15 protein-coding genes are annotated in these 21295 nt (G+C 71.0%); 4 read left to right on the plus strand and 11 right to left on the minus strand.

What is annotated here, in order from left to right; genetic code table 11:
• Nucleotides 1-104 precede the first annotated feature (104 nt).
• The 10 genes from ACWD38_RS22095 to ACWD38_RS22140 all read right to left on the minus strand — a co-directional run bounded on the left by ACWD38_RS22095 (nt 105) and on the right by ACWD38_RS22140 (nt 14946).
• The gene (locus ACWD38_RS22095; protein WP_450124811.1) at nt 105-1556 is read right to left on the minus strand and encodes a glutamate synthase subunit beta; all 1452 of its coding nucleotides are present in this window, start codon (nt 1554-1556) and stop codon (nt 105-107) included.
• Nucleotides 1549-6114 carry a glutamate synthase large subunit gene (gene gltB / locus ACWD38_RS22100; protein WP_450124812.1) on the minus strand — a complete coding sequence of 1522 codons (4566 nt, stop codon included), beginning with the start codon at nt 6112-6114 and terminating at the stop codon, nt 1549-1551. Before gltB ends, ACWD38_RS22095 begins: the two co-directional genes overlap by 8 nt.
• A gap of 772 nt (nt 6115-6886) precedes the next feature.
• Nucleotides 6887-8215 (minus strand): glycosyltransferase family 87 protein, encoded by a 1329-nt coding sequence (locus tag ACWD38_RS22105; protein WP_450124813.1) that lies wholly within the window; start codon nt 8213-8215, stop codon nt 6887-6889.
• A gap of 319 nt (nt 8216-8534) precedes the next feature.
• Complete coding sequence (locus tag ACWD38_RS22110) at nt 8535-8996, minus strand: cupin domain-containing protein (protein ID WP_184479105.1); 462 nt, start codon at nt 8994-8996, stop codon at nt 8535-8537.
• A gap of 80 nt (nt 8997-9076) precedes the next feature.
• A complete protein-coding gene (locus ACWD38_RS22115; protein WP_450124814.1) occupies nt 9077-10150 on the minus strand; it encodes an Rrf2 family transcriptional regulator in 1074 nt (357 codons plus the stop codon).
• 28 nt (nt 10151-10178) lie between these two features.
• Nucleotides 10179-11150 carry an ABC transporter substrate-binding protein gene (locus ACWD38_RS22120; RefSeq protein WP_184479103.1) on the minus strand — a complete coding sequence of 324 codons (972 nt, stop codon included), beginning with the start codon at nt 11148-11150 and terminating at the stop codon, nt 10179-10181.
• A gap of 28 nt (nt 11151-11178) precedes the next feature.
• Nucleotides 11179-11997: a class II aldolase/adducin family protein gene (locus ACWD38_RS22125; RefSeq protein WP_450124815.1), complete on the minus strand. Its 819-nt coding sequence runs from the start codon at nt 11995-11997 to the stop codon at nt 11179-11181.
• Nucleotides 11994-13136 carry an LLM class flavin-dependent oxidoreductase gene (locus tag ACWD38_RS22130; RefSeq protein WP_184479101.1) on the minus strand — a complete coding sequence of 381 codons (1143 nt, stop codon included), beginning with the start codon at nt 13134-13136 and terminating at the stop codon, nt 11994-11996. The genes ACWD38_RS22125 and ACWD38_RS22130 overlap by 4 nt, the downstream gene beginning before the upstream one ends.
• A 128-nt stretch (nt 13137-13264) precedes the next feature.
• Nucleotides 13265-13951: an ABC transporter ATP-binding protein gene (locus tag ACWD38_RS22135; protein WP_450124818.1), complete on the minus strand. Its 687-nt coding sequence runs from the start codon at nt 13949-13951 to the stop codon at nt 13265-13267.
• A gap of 140 nt (nt 13952-14091) precedes the next feature.
• Nucleotides 14092-14946, minus strand: coding sequence for an ABC transporter permease (locus ACWD38_RS22140; protein ID WP_184479099.1), 855 nt, complete (start codon nt 14944-14946; stop codon nt 14092-14094).
• Nucleotides 14947-15432: 486 nt separating this feature from the next.
• On the opposite strand from ACWD38_RS22140, the gene ACWD38_RS22145 reads away from it, so the two are divergent.
• From ACWD38_RS22145 to ACWD38_RS22155, 3 genes are read left to right on the plus strand one after another with little or no spacing between them, the layout of a single operon-like run.
• Nucleotides 15433-16635 (plus strand): hypothetical protein, encoded by a 1203-nt coding sequence (locus tag ACWD38_RS22145; RefSeq protein WP_450124816.1) that lies wholly within the window; start codon nt 15433-15435, stop codon nt 16633-16635.
• 54 nt (nt 16636-16689) lie between these two features.
• On the plus strand, nt 16690-17535 hold the full coding sequence (locus ACWD38_RS22150) for a metallophosphoesterase family protein (RefSeq protein WP_184479097.1): 846 nt from the start codon (nt 16690-16692) through the stop codon (nt 17533-17535).
• Nucleotides 17532-18194, plus strand: coding sequence for a 4'-phosphopantetheinyl transferase superfamily protein (locus tag ACWD38_RS22155; RefSeq protein ID WP_184479096.1), 663 nt, complete (start codon nt 17532-17534; stop codon nt 18192-18194). The genes ACWD38_RS22150 and ACWD38_RS22155 overlap by 4 nt, the downstream gene beginning before the upstream one ends.
• Before the next feature lie 12 nt (nt 18195-18206).
• Here ACWD38_RS22155 and ACWD38_RS22160 read toward each other — a convergent pair whose 3' ends face one another.
• Nucleotides 18207-19097 (minus strand): phosphotransferase, encoded by an 891-nt coding sequence (locus ACWD38_RS22160; protein WP_184479095.1) that lies wholly within the window; start codon nt 19095-19097, stop codon nt 18207-18209.
• Between the two features lie 150 nt (nt 19098-19247).
• Here ACWD38_RS22160 and ACWD38_RS22165 point away from each other — a divergent pair, with 150 nt between their 5' ends.
• A complete protein-coding gene (locus ACWD38_RS22165) occupies nt 19248-21149 on the plus strand; it encodes a S9 family peptidase (RefSeq protein WP_450124817.1) in 1902 nt (633 codons plus the stop codon).
• Nucleotides 21150-21295 lie beyond the last annotated feature (146 nt).

Raw genomic sequence — 21295 nt, forward strand, 5'->3', positions numbered from 1 at the left:
GCGGGCAGCGACGTCCCGTCGGGAACGACCCGGCCGGAGACGACCGGAAACGACGGAGCGCCCCGAGATCGCGCGGATCCCGGGGCGCTCGTGACGTCGACCGATCAGACCATCGGGCGGTCCGTCGGTGCGATCGGAGCGGGCAGCACGTCCCGGCCCGTCAGGTAGCGGTCGACCCCGGCGGCGGCCGAACGGCCCTCCGAGATCGCCCACACGATCAGCGACTGGCCGCGGCCCATGTCGCCCGCCGTGAACACACCGTCCACAGTGGTCATGAAGTCCGAGTCGCGGGCGACGTTGCCGCGCTCGTCGAGCTCCACGCCGAGGTCGGTGAGCAGACCTTCCTTCTCCGGGCCGACGAAGCCCATCGCCAGGAACGCCAGCTGGCAGGGCAGTTCCCGCTCGGTGCCCTCGACCGGCACGAAGCGGCCGTCCTCCCGACGCACTTCCGCGAGGCGCAGCGCACGCAGGTTCCCAGCCTCGTCCTTGAGGAACTCCTGGGTGTTGACGGAGAACAGCCGGTCCCCGCCCTCCTCGTGCGCCGAGGTCACCTTGAACGTCATCGGGTACGTCGGCCACGGCTGGCTGTCGGGCCGCTCGGACGGCGGCGTCGGCATGATCTCCAGCTGGGTCACCGACGCGGCGCCCTGGCGGTGCGCGGTGCCGACGCAGTCGGCACCGGTGTCACCGCCGCCGATCACGACGACGTCCTTGCCCGCGGCGTCGATCGGCGAGGACTGGAGGTCGCCCTCCTGCACCCGGTTCGACAGCGGCAGGTACTCCATCGCCTGGTGCACGCCGACGGCCTCCCGGCCGGTGATCGGCAGGTCGCGGGCCGCGGTCGCGCCGCCGGAGAGGACCACCGCGTCGTAGTCCGCCTTCAGCTGCTCCACCGTCACGTCCACGCCGACGTTGACGCCGGCGCGGAACTCGGTGCCCTCGGCCCGCATCTGCCCGAGCCGCCGGTCCAGCCGGCGCTTCTCCATCTTGAACTCGGGAATGCCGTAGCGCAGCAGCCCGCCGATGCGGTCGGCCCGCTCGTAGACCACGACGTCGTGGCCCGCGCGGGTCAACTGCTGGGCGGCGGCCAGCCCGGACGGGCCGGAACCGATCACCGCGACCTTCTTGCCGGTCTTCGCCGCGGGCGCCTGCGGGGTCACCCAGCCCTCGTCCCAGGCCTTGTCGATGATCTCGATCTCGACCTGCTTGATCGTCACCGGGTCGGAGTTGATGCCGACCACGCACGCCGCCTCGCACGGGGCGGGGCACAACGTCCCGGTGAACTCCGGGAAGTTGTTCGTGGCGTGCAGGCGCTCGACCGCGTCGCTCCAGTCGCCGCGCCAGGTGAGGTCGTTCCACTCCGGGATCAGGTTGCCCAGCGGACAACCGTTGTGACAGAAGGGGATGCCGCAATCCATGCAGCGCCCTGCCTGCTCCTTGACCCGGCCCGGCTCGAAGTCCAGGTAGACCTCGCGCCAGTCCTTGATCCTGATGTCCACGGGGCGGCGCTGGGGCGTTTGGCGCGCCGTGGTGATGAATCCCTTCGGGTCAGCCATGAGCCGCCTCCATGATCGCCTTGTTGACGTCGCGACCGTCGCGCTCGGCGGCGTCCTGCGCTTCCAGCACGCGCTTGAAGTCGCGCGGCATGACCTTGCCGAAGCGCTCCACCGAACGGTCCCAGTCGGCCAGCAGTTCGCTCGCCACCTGCGAGGCGGTCTGCTCGAAGTGCCTGCGGATCCGGTCGTGCAGGAACTCGCGGTCGGCGTCGTCGAGCGGGTCGAGGTCGACCATCTCCGGGTTGACGCGGTCCTCGCGCAGGTCCAGCACGTAGGCGATGCCGCCGGACATGCCGGCCGCGAAGTTGCGCCCGGTGCCACCGAGGATCACCGCGCGGCCACCGGTCATGTACTCGCAACCGTGATCGCCGATGCCCTCGACGACGGCCACCGCGCCGGAGTTGCGCACGCAGAACCGCTCCCCCACGACACCGCGCACGAACAGCTCGCCGCCGGTCGCGCCGTAGAGCAGCACGTTGCCCGCGATGACGTTGTCCTCGGCGGTGTAGGAGGCGTTCTCCGGTGGCCGCACCACGATGCGCCCGCCCGAGAGGCCCTTGCCGACGTAGTCGTTGCCGTCGCCCAGCAACCGCAGCGTGATGCCGCGCGGCACGAACGCGCCGAAGCTCTGCCCGGCCGAACCGGTGAACGTCACGTCGATCGTGTCGTCCGGCAGGCCCTCGCCGCCCCACCTGGTGGTCAGCTCGTGGCCGAGCATGGTGCCCACCGTGCGGTTGACGTTGCGCACCGGCAGTTCCAGCCGCACCGGCGAGCCGTCCTTGAGCGCACCCTCGCTGAGCTGGATCAGCGTGTGGTCCAGGGCCTTGTCCAGCCCGTGGTCCTGGGTGGTCGTGTTGTGCAGCGCCGCGCCCGCGGGCAGTTCCGGCACGTGGGTGATGGCCGAGAGGTCGAGCTCCTCGGTCTTCCAGTGCCGCACCGCGTCGTCGGTGTCGATCAGCTCGGCGTGCCCGATGGCCTCTTCGATGGAGCGGAAACCGAGTTCTGCCAGGTATTCCCGCACTTCTTCGGCGATGAACTTGAAGAAGTTCACCACGTACTCGGCCTTGCCGTCGAACTTCGCCCGCAGATCCGGGTTCTGCGTCGCCACGCCCACCGGACAGGTGTCGAGGTGGCACACCCGCATCATGATGCAGCCGGACACGACCAGCGGAGCGGTGGCGAAACCGAACTCCTCCGCGCCGAGCAGCGCGGCGATCACCACGTCGCGACCGGTCTTGAGCTGACCGTCGGTCTGCACCACGATCCGGTCGCGCAGGTCGTTGGCCAGCAGCGTCTGCTGCGTCTCGGCCAGCCCCAGCTCCCAGGGCCCGCCCGCGTGCTTGATCGACGACAGCGGTGAGGCGCCGGTGCCGCCGTCGTGCCCGGAGATGAGCACCACGTCGGCGTGGGCCTTGCTCACGCCCGCCGCGACCGTGCCGACACCGACCTCGCTGACCAGCTTGACGTGGATCCGCGCCTTCGGGTTGGCGTTCTTCAGGTCGTGGATCAGCTGCGCGAGGTCTTCGATCGAGTAGATGTCGTGGTGCGGCGGCGGGGAGATCAGCCCCACGCCCGGCGTGGAGTGCCGGGTCTTGCCGACCCACGGGTACACCTTGTGGCCGGGCAGCTGGCCGCCCTCACCGGGCTTGGCGCCCTGGGCCATCTTGATCTGGATGTCGTCGGCGTTGACCAGGTATTCGCTGGTGACGCCGAACCGCCCGGAGGCGACCTGCTTGATCGCGGAGCGGCGCGAGTCGCCGTTGGCGTCCGGGGTGAACCGGTCGGCGTCCTCACCGCCCTCACCGGTGTTGGACTTGCCGCCGAGGCGGTTCATCGCGATCGCCAGCGTCTCGTGCATCTCCTGCGAGATCGACCCGTAGGAGATGGCGCCGGTGGCGAACCGCTTCACGATCGACTCGACGGACTCGACCTCGTCGATCGGCACCGGCTTGCGCACGCCGTCGCGGAACTTGAACAGCCCGCGCAGCGTCATCAGGTCGCGCGACTGGTCGTCGACGGCCTTCGTGTACTCCTTGAAGACCTCGTAGCGACCGGCCCGCGTGGAGTGCTGCAGCTTGAACACGGTGCGCGGGTTGAACAGGTGCGGGTCGCCTTCGCGCCGCCACTGGTACTCACCGCCCACCGCCAGGCTCCGGTGCGAGGCCTGGACGCCGTCGGCCGGGTAGGCCTTGCGGTGCCGCTCGGCGACCTCCTTGGCCAGCAGGTCGAAGCCGACGCCGCCGAGCCGCGAGGTGGTGCCCGCGAAGCACCGCTCGATGACCTCCGCGCCGAGACCGATCGCCTCGAAGATCTGCGCGCCGGTGTAGGAGGCCACCGTGGACACGCCCATCTTGGACATGGTCTTGCGCACGCCCTTGCCGAGCGCCTTGATCAGGTTGCCGGTGGCCTGCGTGCCGTCGAGTCCCTGGAGCACGCCGTTGTGCACCAGGTCCTCGACGCTGGCCATCGCCAGGTACGGGTTGACCGCGGCGGCGCCGTAGCCGATCAGCAGCGCGACGTGGTGCACCTCGCGCACGTCGCCCGCCTCGATCACCAGGCCGACCCGGGTGCGGGTCTTCTCGCGCACCAGGTGGTGGTGCACGGCGCCGGTGACCAGCAGCGACGGGATCGGGGCGTGATCGGCGTCGGCGGTGCGGTCGGAGAGCACCAGGACGTGCGCCCCGTCTGCGACGGCGGCCGAGACCTCGTCGCAGATCTCGTCCAGCCGGTCCCGCAGCGCCTGCCCGCCACCGCCGACCTCGTAGGTGCTGCGGATCGTGGCGGGCTTGAGGCCGGGCCGGTCGCCGTCGTCGTTGATGTGCACGATCTTGGCGAGCTGGTCGTTGTCCAGCACCGGGAACGGCAGCACCAGCTGCTTGCAGGCGTCCGGGTCGTGGTCGAGCAGGTTGTGCTCAGGTCCCACGTGGGTGGCCAGCGAGGTCACCAGCTCTTCCCGGATCGCGTCCAGCGGCGGGTTCGTGACCTGCGCGAACAACTGGGTGAAGTAGTCGAACAGTTGCCGGGGGCGCTTGGAGAACGCCGCGAACGGCACGTCGTTGCCCATCGAGCCGATCGGTTCCGCACCACCGGCGGCCATCGGCTTGAGCAGCACTCCCAGTTCTTCCTGGGTGTAGCCGAACACCTGCTGGCTGTGCACCAGCGACGCGTGCGAGGGCACCTCGCGGTCGCGGTCGGGCAGGTCGCCCAGGTGCACCACGCCGTCGTCCAGCCACTGCTGGTACGGGTGCGCGGCGGCCAGCTCGCCCTTGATCTCCTCGTCGTCGACGATGCGGCCGGCGCCGGTGTCGACGAGGAACATGCGGCCCGGCTGCAACCGGCCCTTGCGCACCACGCGCGCCGGGTCCAGGTCGAGCACGCCGACTTCGCTGGCCAGCACGACCAGGCCGTCGTCGGTGACCCAGTAGCGGCCGGGGCGCAGCCCGTTGCGGTCGAGGACCGCGCCGATCTGGGTGCCGTCGGTGAACGCCACCAGCGCGGGACCGTCCCAGGGCTCCATCAGGTAGTTGTGGAACTCGTAGAACGCCTTGCGCCGCGGGTCCATCTCGGCGTGGTTCTCCCACGCCTCCGGGATCATCATCAGCACCGAGTGCGGCAGCGAACGGCCGCCGAGGTGCAGCAGCTCCAAGACCTCGTCGAAGGTCGCCGAGTCGCTGCCGTCGGGCGTGGCGATCGGGAACAGCCGCTTGAGCTCACCGGGGATGAGGTCGGTCGCGAGCATGCTCTCGCGAGTCCGCATCCAGTTCCGGTTGCCCTTCATCGTGTTGATCTCGCCGTTGTGCGCGATAAAACGGTACGGGTGCGCCAGCGGCCACGACGGGAACGTGTTCGTGGAGAACCGCGAGTGCACCAGGCCGATCGCGCTCGTGAACCGCTCGTCGAGCAGGTCCGGGAAGAACGCGTCGAGCTGGGTCTCGCTGAGCATTCCCTTGTAGACGAAGGTCCGGGCCGACAGGCTCGGGAAGTACACCGCCGCCTCGTGCTCGGCACGCTTGCGCACGCAGAAGGCGCGGCGTTCGAACTGGAGCGCCGATTCCTGCTCGGCACCGTCGGTTCCGTGCCCGATGAACAGCTGCCGGAAGCTCGGCATCACCTCGCGGGCGGAGCGGCCCGCGTTCTCGGCGATGATCGGCGCTTCGCGCCAGCCGAGCAGGGTGAGCCCTTCCTCGGCCACGATCCGCTCGATGACTCCGACGGCCTCCTCGGCCGCGGACCCGTCCGCGGGCAGGAAGGCGGTCCCCGCCGCGTACCCGCCCGCTTCGGGCAGGTCGAAGGGGACGACGGCGCGGAAGAAGGCGTCCGGGACCTGCGTGAGCAGGCCGACGCCGTCTCCGGTCTCCGGGTCGGCGCCCTTGGCTCCCCGGTGTTCCAGGTTTCGCAATGCCGTGAGCGCGTTCTCCACCAGGGCATGGCTGCGTCGCCCGTGCATATCGGCCACGAACGCCACTCCGCAGGCGTCGTGGTCGTGAGCCGGGTCGTACAGACCCCGCTCGGCGGCGCGACGTTGCGCCTCATTTCTCAAATACTGGGAATCCGGCATCGATCCTCCCGTCGCCAGGCCCGGATCGAGCGAGGGAATTGTGAGCACTCGCCATCGATCCGCGAAAACCTATCGGGCACTGACAAAAGGATGCGCCGTTGCATCGTCGGTCAGTTTGAGGCACTGTACAGACCGATGCCGCTCAAGGCTACGCCTGAGTAACGCGGGTAAAAATCACATGGCGCCTTCCCGTCGACCGCGACGATCCCCTTCGGGCACTTCCACCGCAGGTCACGTTCGATCAACGGCCCGTGCCCGCCACTTCCGGCGAGCGGCGGCCCGCAGCGCGCCACCGAGAGTCGTCTTCCCAGCTCAGAGCGGCTTTTTCGGTCCAGCCCGCGTTACTGGTGATGTAGGCCACAGCACAGGAACCCTTGCGCGCAGCGGCTTTCCGCCGCACCGTCCCCTGTGGAATGGCCGATTCTCCGGCGACGGGGCGAAGTTCACACGGATGCCGCAACCCGCGCGGTCGCCTTTCCCGCTATGCGCGGGAACGCGAGCGCACCGACCCGCCCAGCCGCACACAGACGGCCCTGAACCAGGTCGGACACCTCCCTGACCAGGACGGATCCGACACCGCGGCCGCCACGCCCGGCCGCCCACCGCGGGACCGGTCCACTCCGGAAAGGCCGCACCGGCACGCTGCGCAATTCCGCTGCCACGCTGAGCGAACCGCCGAGAAGACCATTCTTGATCGATTATCGGGAATGCTGCGGAGCGGAGCGGAATCGGACGATTTCACACCGTCACGGCAGATTCCCGCCCGCTCCGATCAATCGCGCGGGAGGCGACCGGTGAGCACTCCCGGCTGTTCGGGCAACCGACCCGGACGCGCCGCATAACGCGACAGCAGCAAAAGCATTGCGATACCGATCAGCAGATAGGAATCGCCGATCACGTGCTGTACGGCATTCCAGTCGCCGCTCGCGGGCAGCATCCGGAACGTGGCCGCGAACGCGGCGACGGTGACGACCGCTCCGGCGGCGAGCCAGCCCGTGCTGCGCCTGCGCAGGGCGGTACCGGCCACGACGAGCAGGCCCGGCGCCACCCACACCCAGTGGTCCGACCAGGACGTCGGCGAGATCAGCAGGGCCAGCAGCGCGGTCCCCAACAGCGCATGCCCGACCTCCGCCGACCGCAGCACGCGGACCGTCACCAGCGTCAGCACCAGCGCGAACAGCGCCCACAGCGAGTACTGGGTCAACGTGGGCAGGTCCAACCTGGCGAGCCCGCCCATGACCGATTGGTTGGTGTGGAACGCGGAACCACTCACCCCGGCCGCGGGGCCGCTGCCGAACCAGTAGTCCATCGAGGCCGACCGGTTGAGCACGAAGCCGAAGCAGGTTCCGGCCGTGGCGGTGACCGCCGCGACGGCGGCGGCCCGGTAGTCCTTGCGCACCAGGAAGAACAGCAGGAACGCGGCGGGCGTGAGCTTGATCGCGGCGGCGAGGCCGACCAGCAGACCGCGCGGCCACCGAGGGCTCTCGGCGAGGCAGTCGACGGCCACCAGCGCCATCAGCAGGATGTTGATCTGGCCCAGTCCGAACGACGCGTACACCGGTTCCAGCAGCAGCGTTCCCGGCAGCGCGAGCGCGGCCACCGCCAGCGCGCTCTCCCGCCCGGCCAGCGGCCACATCCGCCGCGCCACGAGGTACAGCACCACCCCGATGGCGGCCAGGTCCGTCAGGTAGATCAGCCACAGGCCGACGACGTGCGGCAGCAGCGCGGGCACCGACAGCGGGAGCAGCGCGAACGGCGGGTACACCCACGGCAGGATGCGATCCGCGCTGGTCATCGGCCCGCCGACCGTGATGTCCCCGCCGCTGAGCCAGGTGTGCACCGCCCACCGGTAGACCTGGTAGTCGATGCCCGCGTCGTGCCCGAGCCCGGCGCGGCGCATCAGGAACATCGCCACCGTCGAGACCACCAGCGCGGCCGCTCCGACGGCGATCACGGAACGCGGCCGTGCGAGCACCTGGGCGCGCAAGAGCTCCGTCCACCGCTGCGCGGTGGCGAGGTGCGAAGCGAGGGCCGAGCGGAATCCGGTCTGCTCAGGCGGGCCGGACGTGCCCGATAAGTCAGGGTGCAGCGGGGTGGCCAACGAGATCCTTCCGTCGCGCGGCCACCAGCATCGACTGCCCGATCCCCGACGAGGAGCATCCGGCCGCGGGGTGCACCTGAATGCAGGCACGAAACTCTATCCAACCCTGCCACAAGGGCTTCGAGGCGGTCCGCGGGCGGGGCGAGTGGCCGCCGTCCCCGTCGGCCCAGCGGGCGTCCCCGCTTCCCTCGTCGGCGGCGGAGCCGCCGCGCAGCGGCCACCAAGGCGCCCCACCACGGGGACGGGTTCCCGGCAGCCCGCTCCCGGAATCAGCAATCGGACGAACGCCAGAAATCGACCCCGTGGCGAGAAGGCGGCGTCAGAGCGCGTAGAGCTCCGGGAGGTTCACGACGATCGCCTCCTGGGTGCTGCGGGAGATGACGACGACGGCCTTGTTGTCCGGGTCGGGGTTCTCCTCGCGGTGCGGGACGTAGGGCGGGACGAAGATGTAGTCGCCCGGTTCGGTCTTGATGCGGACCTCTTCGGTGCCGTCGTGGAAGACGAACTCGGGGTTGCCGCTCGCGACGTAGATCGCCGTCTCGGACTCGCCGTGGTGGTGGTTGTCGGAGGAGGTGGACGGGGCGACGTGCGTCTCGCCGGTCCAGATCCGCTCGGAGCCGACGGTGTCCCCGCTGATCGCGGCGAGCCGCTGCATCCCCTCGGTCTGCGCGGTGTTGCGGTCCAGCGAATCACCACGGATGTGGTGCAGCCGTGCCCGCAGCGGCCGGTCGTCCGCGGGTGCGTCCTGCGAGCTGAAGTCGGGGTGGAAGGCGTCGGACATGTCGAGCTCCGTTCTGCGCGTGGTTCACGGCGAGGGTCGCCCCGGCTCGGGGTTCCTCGCGACCCGGGCGGTCGGGCGGGTCAGGCCACCGGGGTTCGGTCGGCGGCGAGGTCGGCGATGGTGACGTGGTCGAGGAACTCGGCGACCGTGCCGCCCAGCCGCGCCCACACGCCGTCCTGCGGCGCGTCGTCGTGGCGGGAGGTCACCGAGCCCTCCACGACGCGGATCACCTCCGCGAGAGTGATCTCCTCGGCCGGTTTCGCCGGCCAGTAGCCGCCTTCGCAGCCGCGCTGGCTGTTGACGAGGCGGCCGCGGCGCAGCTCCACCATCAGGTTCACCAGGGAGTTCAGCGGAATTCCCTGGGTGCGGGCCATCGACTCGCAGGTCTGCTGCCTGCCGCTGCGGGCGAGTTCGGTGAGCGCCCGCACCGAGTAGTCCACCCGCGCCGAGATGTGCACGGGCGCGGCGCGGCGCACCCGCGAGCTCTTCGCGGCGGTGACCTCGGGCAGCACCACGGCTCCCTTGGCGATCTCCTCGCAGAACAGCACGATCCGGGCGGCGACGCTGCGGTGCACCTTGTCGTTGAGGATGTCGTGCACGCCGTCCTTGAACACCGCCGCGGTGGCCTGCGGATGCGCGGCGCCGAGCCGCGTCACCGGGTCCACCGGCGCGATGGCGTCGCCGTCGCCGTGCAGCAGCAGCACCGGGATCTCCGGGAGACCTCGCGGCGGCACCGAAGTGCCCGCGTCGAGCTCGCCCCACCTGAAGTCGGGGTCGGCGTCGAGGCGTTCCCGGTGGATCGGGCAGGACGTGCGCGCGGAGATCTCGTCGTCACGGCCCGCGGGCGCCTCCGTCGCCGCCGACAGCGGCGTGCCCGCCAGCACCAGGCCGTCGACGGACGAGCTCAGCGCCGCCTCCCAGGCTCGCAGCGCCCCGGTGTCGGTCCCGACGAGGATGCGGGCCGTGTCGCCCGCGTCGGCGAACCACGCCGCGGGCTCACCCGGCTCCGCGGCCAGGTCCGGTACGACCACCGTGTAGCCGTCGACGGCGAGCCTGCGCCCGAACCGCTCGTACACACCGGGATGTTCGCCCCTGCCGTGCAGCACTACGACGTGGCCCCGCGAAGCGCTGTCGGGCACCCACGTGCGCGTCATGTCGACTCCATTCGTTCCATCCCCGGCATCATGCCCCGCCGGAGTACAGGTCGGGCACGCTGGATGCCGCGACGTCGATCGGCTCCCGGATCACCCCGGCGGCGCGGAACCGGTCGGCGGTGCGCTGCAACTCGGCGAGCACCTCCGGGCTCAGCGGCCGGATCTCTTGCCGGGTCCGGGTGAGGATGTTGCGGGCCACCTGGGGTTCCAGGGACGTCAGGTCCGAGTAGACCCGCTGGTATTCGGCTTGGTTCTCGTCGCTCCACTGCCAGGCTCGGGCGAATCGGCGCATGGCGTCGGCCAACGCCTCCCGCTTCAGCGGGTCCGCCAGGGAGGACTCGGCGACGGATATGAATCCGTTGTGGCCGTTGATGCCGGTGCCGTCGCGGAGCACCCGCGCTCCCGCGTCCTGCGCGATGGCGAGGTACGGGTCGAACGTCGCCCACGCCTCGATGTGGCCGGCGCGGAAACCGGCTTGAGCGTCGGTGGGCAGGCTGAAGGTGATCTCCACATCGCGCGGGTCCAAGCCCGCCTCCTCCAGTGCTCCGAGCACGGTGAGCTGCGAGATGCTGCCCGCGGCCGAGGAGATCACGATGTGCTTGCCGCGCAGGTCGGCCACGGTGCGGATCGGCGAGTCCGGCGGCACCACGATCGCCGTGGACGACTGCGCGGCGGCGGTGGCGACGGCCGGGCGGATCGGCACTCCCCCGGCCAGCGCCTGCAAGGTGGGGGTGTCCCCGGCGACGGCGGTGTCCACTTCGCCGGAACGCACCGCCTCGAACAGCGGCGCGGCGCCTTGGAAATTGGCCCACCGCACCCGGTACGGCGCGTCCTCGAACGCCTTCGCCGCCTCGGCCCGCGCCCGGGTGCCGCCGGCTTGGTCACCGAGCACCAGGGTCACGTCCGAGAGCCGGTCCGCGGGTCGTCCGCCGCCGCAGCCTGCCAGCACCGAGAGCAGCGCTAGCACCACCGCCACCACCGCCGTGCGATGTCGAGCCACGATCACTCCTCATGTCCGTTTAGGACGGTCAGTCCAGCAGGTCGGGCTGTTCGTGCACGATCTCCTCGTACAGCGGCGCGAACGTGACCCAGCCCGGGTCGGCGTGCCTGCTGTACTGCTCGTGGGTGTGGCGGGCGATGTCGTCGGGGATCAGCTGCGGCTCGCCCGCCGACGAGGCGAGGATCTGCGTCTTCGCGTTGCGCTCGGCGGCCACGTACAGCGACACCGCCTCCTCCACCGACCGCCCGACGGTGAGCAGGCCGTGGTTCGCGAGGATCGCCACCCGCCGCTGTCCCAGGGTTTCGGCGATGCGGCGGCCCTCTTCCAGGTCCAGCACCACACCGGAGAAGTCCGGCACGATCACGTTGTCGCCGTAGAACTGCGCGCCGTCCTGCGAGATCGGCCGCAGCTCGGTGCCCAGCGCGGCCAGCGCCTTGCCCCAGATGGAGTGGCTGTGCGCGGCCGCGTCCAGGTGCGGGTGGGCGCGGTGGATCTGCGAGTGGATCGCGAAAGCGGCCTGGTTGACCGGGTGGTCGCCGTGCACGATCTCGCCGTCGTGGTTGACCAGCAGCAGATCGGAGGCCTTGATGCGGCTGAACGCGCGGCCCAAGGGGTTGACCCAGAAGTGGTCGGTCAGTTCCGGGTCGCGCACGGTGATGTGCCCGGCTGCGCCCTCGTTGTAGCCGAGCTTGCCGAAGATCCGGAACCCGGCGGCGAGGCGCTGCTTGCGGAAGAGCCGCTCGTCCTCCACGGAGTCGAACTTCGGCCGCGGCGGGAAGGTGTTGGTGCGGGGCCGCAGGTTCCGGGCGAATTCCGAGAGTTGCGAGGAAGGTGCGGTGGCGGTCATGCCGGGGTCCTTTCGCTCTGGTCCTGCTCGGTGGTCGCGCCCGCGCGGGCGCGGCGGGCGACTTCTTCGCGGACGGCCGGGAGGAGTTCGCGGCCGTAGTCGATGGCGTCGTCGAGCGGGTCGTAACCGCGGATCAGCAACGTGGTCACGCCGATGTCGACGTAGTCGGCCAGCGCCTTCGCCACGGTCTCGGCGGTGCCGACGAGCGCGGTGGAGTTGCCCGCCGCGTTCGTGGCCTGCGAGGTCGGGGTCCACAGCGCGCGGTCGTGCAGCTCGCCCTTCGCGGCGGCGGCGAGCAGGCGCTGCGAGCCGACGTTGGCGACCTCGGTGCCCTTGCCGAGGGTCTTCGGCCCGGTGAACGAGCCGAACCCGCCGCGGGCGGCGTGGATCCGGTCCAGCACGGAATGCGCGCGTTCCCAGGCGAGCTCCTCGGTGGCGCCGAGGATCGGCCGGAACGACACGCTGATTCCGGGGGTGTCGGTGCGCCCGGCCGCGCGGGCGGCGGCGCGCACCGAGGCGATCTGCTCGGCGGTCTCGGCCAGCGGTTCGCCCCACAGCGCGAACACGTCGGCGTGCTTGCCGCCGACCCGGTATGCGGCCTCGGAGGAACCGCCGAAGTACAGCGGAATCCGGGGCCGCTGAACGGGTTTCACCGCGGTCTGGAAGTCCTCGAAGCGGTAGTTCGGGCCGTCGTGGCTGATCGGGCCGTCCTCGGTCCACGCCCGCTTCAGGACGTCGAGGTATTCGTCGGTGCGGGCGTAGCGCTGCTCCTTGTCCAGGTAGTCGCCGTCGCGGCGCTGCTCGGAGTCGCTGCCGCCGGTGATGATGTGCACCGCGATCCGGCCGCCCGCGAGGGTGTCCAGCGTCGAGAAGGTGCGCGCCGCCAGCGTCGGCGACACGAAGCCCGGCCGGTGCGCCACCAGGAACCCGAGCCGGTCGGTGTGCGCGGCGACGTGCGCGGCGATCTGGGTGCCGTCCGGTGAGCCGGAGCCGTGGCCGATGAGCACGCGGTCGAACCCGCCGTCCTCGTGGGCGCGGGCGAAACGCCGCAGGAACTCCGGGTCGATCGCGGGCCCTTCTGCTCGGTGGATCTCCGAGACGTGCTGGGGGCCGATCATGCCGACGATTTCCACACTCATGACAACACTTCCTGTTCGGTCCTGATCCGCGAGCGGACGCGTCGGCTCGCCCCGGCTCCGGTGGAGCCGCGGTGGTGATCGCGCGTCCGTGCGGCGAATGTCGTTGCGCCGCTATGGAGAAGTCGTGCTCAGTGCACTCCCAGCCAGGAGAGGAGCTCGGCGCGCTGCGCCACGAACGCCGGTGCGGACACGTCGCGCGGGCGGGGGTGTTCGACGAGCTGGTCGTGCACGATGCCGCCGCCGTCCATCACCAGCACCCGATCCGCGAGCAGCAGCGCCTCCTCGACGTCGTGGGTGACGAGCAGGATCGCGCAGCCGTGGCGCTGCCACAGCTCCCCGACCAGCGCCTGCACCTTCAGCCGGGTGAGGGCGTCGAGCGCGGAGAACGGCTCGTCCAGCAGCAGCAGGTCCGGTTCGCGCACCAGCGCGCGGGCCAGCGAGGCGCGCTGCGCCTCACCGCCGGAGAGCACCTTCGGCCACACGTCCACCCGGTGCCCGAGGCCGACCTCCTCCAGCGCGGCGACGGCCTTCGCCCGGTTCGGCTTGCCGCGCAGGCCGAGGACCACGTTGCGCCACACCCGCTTCCACGGCAGCAGCCGCGGCGCTTGGAACGCCACCGCGCGCCGCTGCGCCACCTGGACCTCGCCGGTGATCTCGCGGTCGAGGTCGGCGAGGATGCGCAGCAGGGTGCTCTTGCCGCACCCGCTGGGGCCGAGCAGCGCCACGAACTGGCCCGGTTCGATGTCCAGGTCGAGACCGTCGATGACGGTGTGGTCGCCGAAGCTCTTCGTGAGGCCGCGCACCGTGGCGGGCAGCGCGCCCTTCGACGCGGACTCGGTGGCGGTCTCCGGCGCACCGCCCGGGTCGGTGGTGGCCCCGCCCGGACCGGTGGTGGCCGCGTCGACGTGCTCGTCGGGGGCGGCCTCGGGGGCCGCGGTCTCGGGGGCGGATTCCGTCACGCTCCGCGGAAAGCCGGTCGCCATGCCAGCACGGTCCTTTCGAGAAGTCGAACGATGAAGTCGGCCACCAGGCCGAGCAGGGCGTAGAGCACCAGGCAGACCACGATGACGTCGGTCTGGAAGAACTCGCGGGCCATGTTCATCTCGTAGCCGATGCCCGCGTTCGCGTTGATCGTTTCGCCGAACACCAGCGCCAGCCACGCCGAGCCGAGCGAGAACCGCAGCCCCACCAGCGCGTTCGGCATCGCCGCGGGCAGGATCACGTGCCGCACCTGGGCGAACCAGCCGAGACCGAGGGTCTTGGCGGCCTCCACCAGGCCCGCGTCCACGTTGCGGATGCCGCCGAAGATGTTCATGTACAGCGGGAAGGTCACCGCGAGCGCGATGAGCACGATCTTCGGCGTCTCCCCGATGCCGAACCAGATGATCAGCAGCGGGATCAGGCCGATCACGGGCACCGTGCGCAGCATCTGCATCGGCGCGTCGGCGATGTCCTCACCGCGCCGGAACAACCCGGAGATCGTGGCCAGCACGACCGCCGCGATCAGGCCGAAGACCAGCCCGATCGCCACGCGCTGCACGGAGGCCAGCACCGCGTCCTGCAGCCTGCCCTCCTGCCACATCTCCCAGGCGGTGGCGGCGACCGTCGCCGGCGAGGCGAGCGTGTCGTCGTCGAGCACGCCGATCGAGCTGAGCAGTTGCCACAGCGCGATCAGCGCGATCGGGCTGAAGGTCTTGACCAGCCAGCGGGGAACGCGCTGCTCCCCTTTGGATCGGCTGGTCCGCACCGTTGTGACGGCGATGCCGCCGGTGTCGGATCGGGCGCTCGGAGGCGCCGCGGGCGAAGTCATCGTCACGCTCCACTGGCGACAAGGATCTGCGGAGGACGGCACTGGTTCGCGACCGGTGCCGCCGAAGAACGGGGCGCCGCACCGACTCGCATCAGGCGTGCGGTGTCACCGGAGAAGGTCGGTCAGCGGGCGCGGCAGTGCCGGCTCGGCCGAGCGGTCCGGCTCGGCCACGGCAGTGCGGAAGGAAGGGCTCAGGCGCTACAGAGCGCGGAGGACACCCGTGCGTTGTCCACGTATTCGCGCGTGGTGAGCGTCGCCGTCCGGGCCATGCGATCACGGTAGCCACGCCGCCCAGCGGATGTAAACCCAACCCACCAGACCAAGATTGTGCCTCTCACAGTGTGGGAGTTCGTCGTGCCGGGGTGCGGAGGGCCCTTCCATCGCCGGGGAGCGCCGGAATCCGCCGTCACCCGAGCGACCGGCGAACTTCGCGGAGCCCCGGATATCCGGGAACGCGGGATCCGCCGTCTTCATAGCGTCGATGGCATGATCCGACCACTCCCGCTCGACCCGCTCGAAATCCGGTTCCAGCGCGCGGCGCAGGACCGATGGCGGCTGCGCCTGGGTGTGTGGACGACCGAGGGCGTGCTGATCGCGGCCTTGCTGATCGCGGCGGTGTTCGGCGCGCTGGGCTTCTCGGTGCAGTGGCTGTTGTGGCCGGTGCTCGCGATCACGATCCCGCTCGGCATCGGCCTGCGAGTCGTGCTGGCGGTCGCCGACCGGCGCCACCGGTACCTGGGCGAGCTGATCTCCGAGCGCAACGGCGTTCCGGTGCGCGTCCGCCCCGCCCACGGGATCAGCATCGTGCTGCCGTGGCAGCTGGCCCGCGCGCTGTTCCGGCCGTACGCCGTGGACAAGGAGACCCGGACGCTGGAGCGGGTCGCGTTCTGGCGTTCGGCGAGCGGTCTGCTGACCGTCAGCATCGCGACGGGGCTGTACCAGAAGTCGGTGCTGGAGAACCTCACGGAGGCCTCCGAGAAGACGTTCTGGACCGCCCTGCTCGCGCTGTGCGTCGTCCCGGTGGTGCTGCCGCTGCTGTTCTTCGCCACCCACCGGCGGTTCCGCGGCCGGTTCGGGGCGGGGTTCTCCCGCCTGGGAGGACGGCTCCTGGCTGGCTTGGGCACCGTCGTCATCCCGGTCGCGGTGGCCGTCGGATGCATCGTGGCGCTCTGGGCCGGTTCGGACGGCGAGGAGACCCAGGTGATCACCGAGGGATGGCAGTACGCGGTCGGACTCACCGCATTCCTGTTCGTCGGCTGGCTCGCGGGGTACGCGCTGTGCTTCGTGTACTGGGCGGCGCGGACGGCGATGTGGACGAGCGACGTGCACCCGCTGCTCGCGCCGGTCATCTCGGCGGCGCTGGCCGTCACGATGACCGGGATCGAGTTCGTCGGCCGGTGGACCACCGCGCAGGACCCCGTACCCGATGAACTCTCGTACGCGCTGAACCTGTGCGGGCTGGTGACCACGCTGGCACTGGCGTTCGTCGAGTACCGGCACCTGCGCGGAACCGGCATCGGCTGGCTGACCGGACCCGATCCGCTGGAGCAGGACACCGTGCCGATCCCGCGGGTGGAGCCCGTGACCGATCGCCTCCAGGCAGTGCAAGGCACAGCCGATCCGATCGTTCACGGCCTGACGCCCCGCCCCCGGCGGCCGGTGCGGCGCCACGGCCCGGGGAACCCCTAGAAACCGCGCGAACCGGCCGAGCACCGGCATTCGTTCGGATACGATCGCGGCATCATGAGCTCCACTTCCGGCGAACTGCTGGCCGTCAGCGACCTGCACGTCGCGATGGCCGAGAACAAGGACATCGCGCGCGCCCTGCGTCCGCGCACCGAGCACGACTGGCTGATCGTCGCGGGCGACGTGGGCGAGCTCGCCGACGAGATCTCCTGGGCGCTGGGCATGCTCGCGGAGCGGTTCGCGAAGGTCATCTGGGTGCCCGGCAACCACGAGCTGTGGACGCCGAAGCAGGATTCGCTGCAGCTGCGCGGTGAAGCCCGTTACCTGGAGCTGGTGCGCCGCTGCCGCGAGCTCGGCGTGGTCACCCCGGAGGACGAGTTCCCGGTGTGGACCGGGCGCGGCGGCCCGGTGACCATCGCGCCGCTGTTCGTGCTCTACGACTACACCTTCCGCCCCGCCGGGACCTCCACGAAGGAGGAGGCGCTGGCCGTGGCGCACGAGTCCGGCGTGGTGTGCAGCGACGAGTTCCTGCTGCACCCGGATCCGTACGCGACCCGCGACGACTGGTGCCGGGCGCGGCTCGCCTACAGCGAGAAGCGGCTCGCCGAGTGCGATCCGGAACTGCCGACGGTGCTGGTGAACCACTACCCGCTGGTGCGCGAACCCACCGACGTGCTCTGGTACCCGCAGTTCGCGCAGTGGTGCGGCACCGTGCACACCGCCGACTGGCACCTGCGCCACCGGGCCGCGGCCGTGATCTACGGGCACCTGCACATCCCCCGCACCACCTGGCACGACGGCGTGCGGTTCCAGGAGGTGTCGGTCGGCTACCCGCGCGAGTGGAAGCGCCGCGGCCTGCCCGACGACCCGCTGCGCCTGGTGTTCCCCGAGGAGACGTCGTGATCGAACGCCTGCTGCCCGGCGAGCTCGCCTGGGAGGAGACCCGCACCGACCCGCCGGACGCCTGGCTGTTCGACGAGGAGGCCGCGGTGATCGCGCGCGCGGTGGACAAGCGCCGCCGCGAGTTCACCACGGTCCGCCACTGCGCCCGAGCCGCGCTGGCGAAGGTCGGTGTGCCGGCCGCACCGCTGCTGCCCGGCGAACGCGGCGCGCCCGGCTGGCCCGCCGGGGTCGTGGGCAGCATGACGCACTGCGCCGGTTACCGGGCCGCCGTCGTCGGCCTGGAGAGCTCGGTGCTCACCGTCGGCATCGACGCGGAACCGCACGACGTGCTGCCGGACGGCGTCCTCAACGCCGTGACCCTCCCCGCCGAGCGCCCGCGGATCGAGGCGCTGTCCGCCGAGGACCCTTCGGTGCACTGGGACCGGATTCTGTTCAGCGCCAAGGAATCCGTCTACAAGGCGTGGTTCCCGATCACCGGCGAGTGGCTGGGCTTCGAGGACGCCGACCTCACCATCGACCCCGGCGGCACCTTCTCCGCGCGGCTGCTCAAGACCGGCCCCGAAGTGGAGGGGGCCCCGCTCACCTCGTTCACCGGCCGCTGGCTGGCCGACGACGGCCTCATCATCACCGCCATCGCACGCCTGCCCCGGACCCGCTGACCCGCCCGGTCCTCACACCTCGGCGAGAACTGCGTCGAGCACCCGGTGCTGCGCGACGGCGGACTCTCCGAGCGGGTCGGCGGCGAGCGTGATCAGCGCTTTCCACAACGCCCAGCCGCGAGCGCGCGCCCACGTCGCGTCGTCCAGTCCGACGGCCGCGCGGAACGCGTCCCGGCTCGCGCCGGTGAACAACGTCCACGCGATCACCAGGTCGCAGGCGGGGTCCCCGACTCCGCAGGACCCGAAGTCGATGACCGCGCTGAGCCGGCCGTCGCGCACCAGCAGGTTCCCCACGGCGACGTCGCCGTGGAACCACACCGGGTCGCCGCCCCAGGTCGAGTCGAGCGCCGCGTCCCACACCGCGGCGACCGCGTCCACGTCGATCCGGCCGTCGAGCTCCGCCAGCGCGGCCCGGGTCTCACCGTCGTAGTGCGCGGGCGGCGCTCCCCGGTGGAAGTTGTGCGCCCCCGGTGGCGGGCCGCCGGACGCGTCGATCCGGTGCAGGGCCGACAGGAACTCCGCGACCGACACGGCGAAGGAGGTCAGATCCGCGATGCGCCCCGGCGCGGCGGTCGCGCCGTCCAGCCAGCGCCGGATCGACCAGCTGCGCGGAAAACCGCACCCAGGCTCGCCTTTGGCCAGCGGCTCCGGGATCGCCACGGGCAGCGACGGCGCGAGCAGCGGGAGCCAGTGGTGCTCCTTGTGGATCGCCGCCTCGTACTCGGGCGCCGTCGGCAGCCGCACCGTCATCCGCTCGCCGAGCCGATAGGTCCGGTTGTCCCACCCGTCGACCTCCACGGGCGTCACCGGCAGCCCGCCCCACCGCGGGAACCGGGTCGCGACCAAGCGCCCGACCAGCTCCGCATCGATCCCCGCACGCCCGTCCCGAGCCCCCTCGACCACACCGGAACCCTGCCCGCCCCCACCACGACCGAGCAACCGAATTTCACCGGCCGAGGCGCGAGGTGATGCCCGACACGTCGGGTTGACCGTGCCGCGACGGCACGGCGTGTGCTGGTTGCAGCGCCTCACCAGCCCGATGAAAGGACTCCGATGACCTCACCCGCACGCCTCTCCGTCGAGGACCTGGTCGGCCCGCCCGAGCGCGCCGGTGCGTCGATCTCCCCGGACGGCGACCGGATCGCCTTCCTCGCGCCGTGGAAGAACCGGCTCAACGTCTGGGTGCAGGACCTCGGCCGGGACGGAGGAGCCGACGGCGAGCCGCGCTGCGTGACCGCCGACGAAGTCCGCAGCGTCACGAGCTTCGAGTGGACGCACGACCCGCGCTGGCTGATCTACGCGCAGGACAGCGGTGGCGACGAGAACCACCACCTGTTCCGCGTAGACCTCACCGACCCGGAGGCACCGGCCGTCGACCTGACGCCGTACCCGGGGGCGCGGGTGCTGAGCCACGAGCAACCGCACGGGCGCCCGGGCACGGTGCTGCTTCAGATCAACCACCGCGAGGTCACCGAGATGGACCTCGCCGAGCTCGACATCGCGACCGGCGAGCTCACCGTGCTCGCGGAGAACCCGGGCCAGGTCATGGACTGGCTGCTCACGCCCGATCAGGAGCCGCACGCGCTGACCCTCAACGACGGCGGTGACATCGTCCTGTCCCGCTGGAACGCGGGCGACCCCGTCGAGATCGCGGTGTTCCCCGGCAGCGATCACCCGCTGGGCATGTTCCCGTTCGAACTCGCCGCCGACGGCGGCGGCGTGTGGCTGGGTTCGTGGGCGGGCGGCGACCGGCTGCTGCTGGCCCGGGTCGACCTGACCACCGGCGCGGAGACGCTGGTCGACGAGCACCCGGAGCTGGAGCTCGACGGGATGCGCCGCGGGGTGGAGCAGATCGGGTCACCGCTGATCCGCAGCCCGCGCGACGGTGCGCTGCTGGGCGTGCGGTACCTCGGCGAGAAGCAGGTGATCCGGCCGCTGACCCCACGGTTCGCCGCCGTGCTGGAGGCGCTGGACGCGCTGTCGGACGGGACCATCGGGCGGTTGTCCTGCGACCAGGACGAGCAGCGCTGGGTCGTCGGCTTCGACCACGACCGCGAGCCCGGCGCCACCTGGCTCTACGACCACGCGACCGGGGAGAGCAGGCTGCTGTTCCGCCCCTACCCGCACCTGGATCCCGCGGCGCTGGCGCCGATGACACCGGTGACGATCCCGGCCCGCGACGGGCTGGCGCTGCCGTCGTTCCTGACGCTGCCGGTCGGAGTCGAACCGAGCCGGTTGCCGTTGGTCCTGCTGGTGCACGGCGGCCCGTGGTACCGCGACTCGTGGGGCTTCAACGAGGCCGTCCAGCTGCTGGCGAACCGGGGCTACGCGGTGCTTCAGGTCAACTTCCGCGGCTCCGTCGGCTACGGCAAGGCGCACATGCAGGCCGCGATCGGCGAATTCGCCGGAGCCATGCACGACGACCTGATCGACGCGGTCGGCTGGGCCGTGGCGCAGGGCTACGCCGACCCGGACCGGGTCGCGATCTTCGGCGGCTCCTACGGCGGCTACGCCACGCTGGTGGCGGTCACCCTCACCCCGGACGTGTTCGCCGCCGCCATCGACTACGTCGGCATCTCGGACCTGGAGAACTTCATGCGGACCGTTCCGGTGTTCGCCCGCAAGCAGCTGACCAACAACTTCCACCACTACATCGGCGACCCCGACGTGCCCGAGCACGTCGCCGACATCCGGGCGCGGTCCCCGATCCACCACGTCGACGAGATCCGCACGCCGCTGATGGTGGCCCAGGGCGCCAACGACGTCCGGGTGGTGCGGGCCGAGTCCGACAACCTCGTCGCCGCCCTGCGCGACCGCGGCGTGGACGTCGAGTACCTGGTCAAGGACGACGAGGGCCACGGCTTCCTCAACCCGGAGAACCAGATCGACTTCTACCGCAGAGCCGACCACTTCCTCGCGCGCCACCTCACCGGTTCCTCCGACGTGGCCTGCTGATCGGTCGTCGGTAGCGGAACCTCAGCGGTTTCCTCGCTGCGGGATCTTTTTCTCCGACGCCGCTGCCACCGATTCCTCCGCATCCGAGAAGTCCGATTCCGCTGCCGGTGAGCCGGAGAACGCGGACTCGACGGCTGGGGAGGACG

Source organism: Saccharopolyspora sp. NPDC002578, assembly GCF_053592695.1.

Coding starts and splice junctions, on each gene's coding strand:
- ACWD38_RS22095 (WP_450124811.1), bottom strand. CDS start 1,556: ATGGCTGACCCGAAGGGATTCATCACCACGGCGCGCCAAACGCCCCAG.
- gltB (WP_450124812.1), bottom strand. CDS start 6,114: ATGCCGGATTCCCAGTATTTGAGAAATGAGGCGCAACGTCGCGCCGCC.
- ACWD38_RS22110 (WP_184479105.1), bottom strand. CDS start 8,996: ATGTCCGACGCCTTCCACCCCGACTTCAGCTCGCAGGACGCACCCGCG.
- ACWD38_RS22115 (WP_450124814.1), bottom strand. CDS start 10,150: ATGACGCGCACGTGGGTGCCCGACAGCGCTTCGCGGGGCCACGTCGTA.
- ACWD38_RS22125 (WP_450124815.1), bottom strand. CDS start 11,997: ATGACCGCCACCGCACCTTCCTCGCAACTCTCGGAATTCGCCCGGAAC.
- ACWD38_RS22130 (WP_184479101.1), bottom strand. CDS start 13,136: ATGAGTGTGGAAATCGTCGGCATGATCGGCCCCCAGCACGTCTCGGAG.
- ACWD38_RS22140 (WP_184479099.1), bottom strand. CDS start 14,946: ATGACTTCGCCCGCGGCGCCTCCGAGCGCCCGATCCGACACCGGCGGC.
- ACWD38_RS22145 (WP_450124816.1), top strand. CDS start 15,433: ATGATCCGACCACTCCCGCTCGACCCGCTCGAAATCCGGTTCCAGCGC.
- ACWD38_RS22150 (WP_184479097.1), top strand. CDS start 16,690: ATGAGCTCCACTTCCGGCGAACTGCTGGCCGTCAGCGACCTGCACGTC.
- ACWD38_RS22165 (WP_450124817.1), top strand. CDS start 19,248: ATGACCTCACCCGCACGCCTCTCCGTCGAGGACCTGGTCGGCCCGCCC.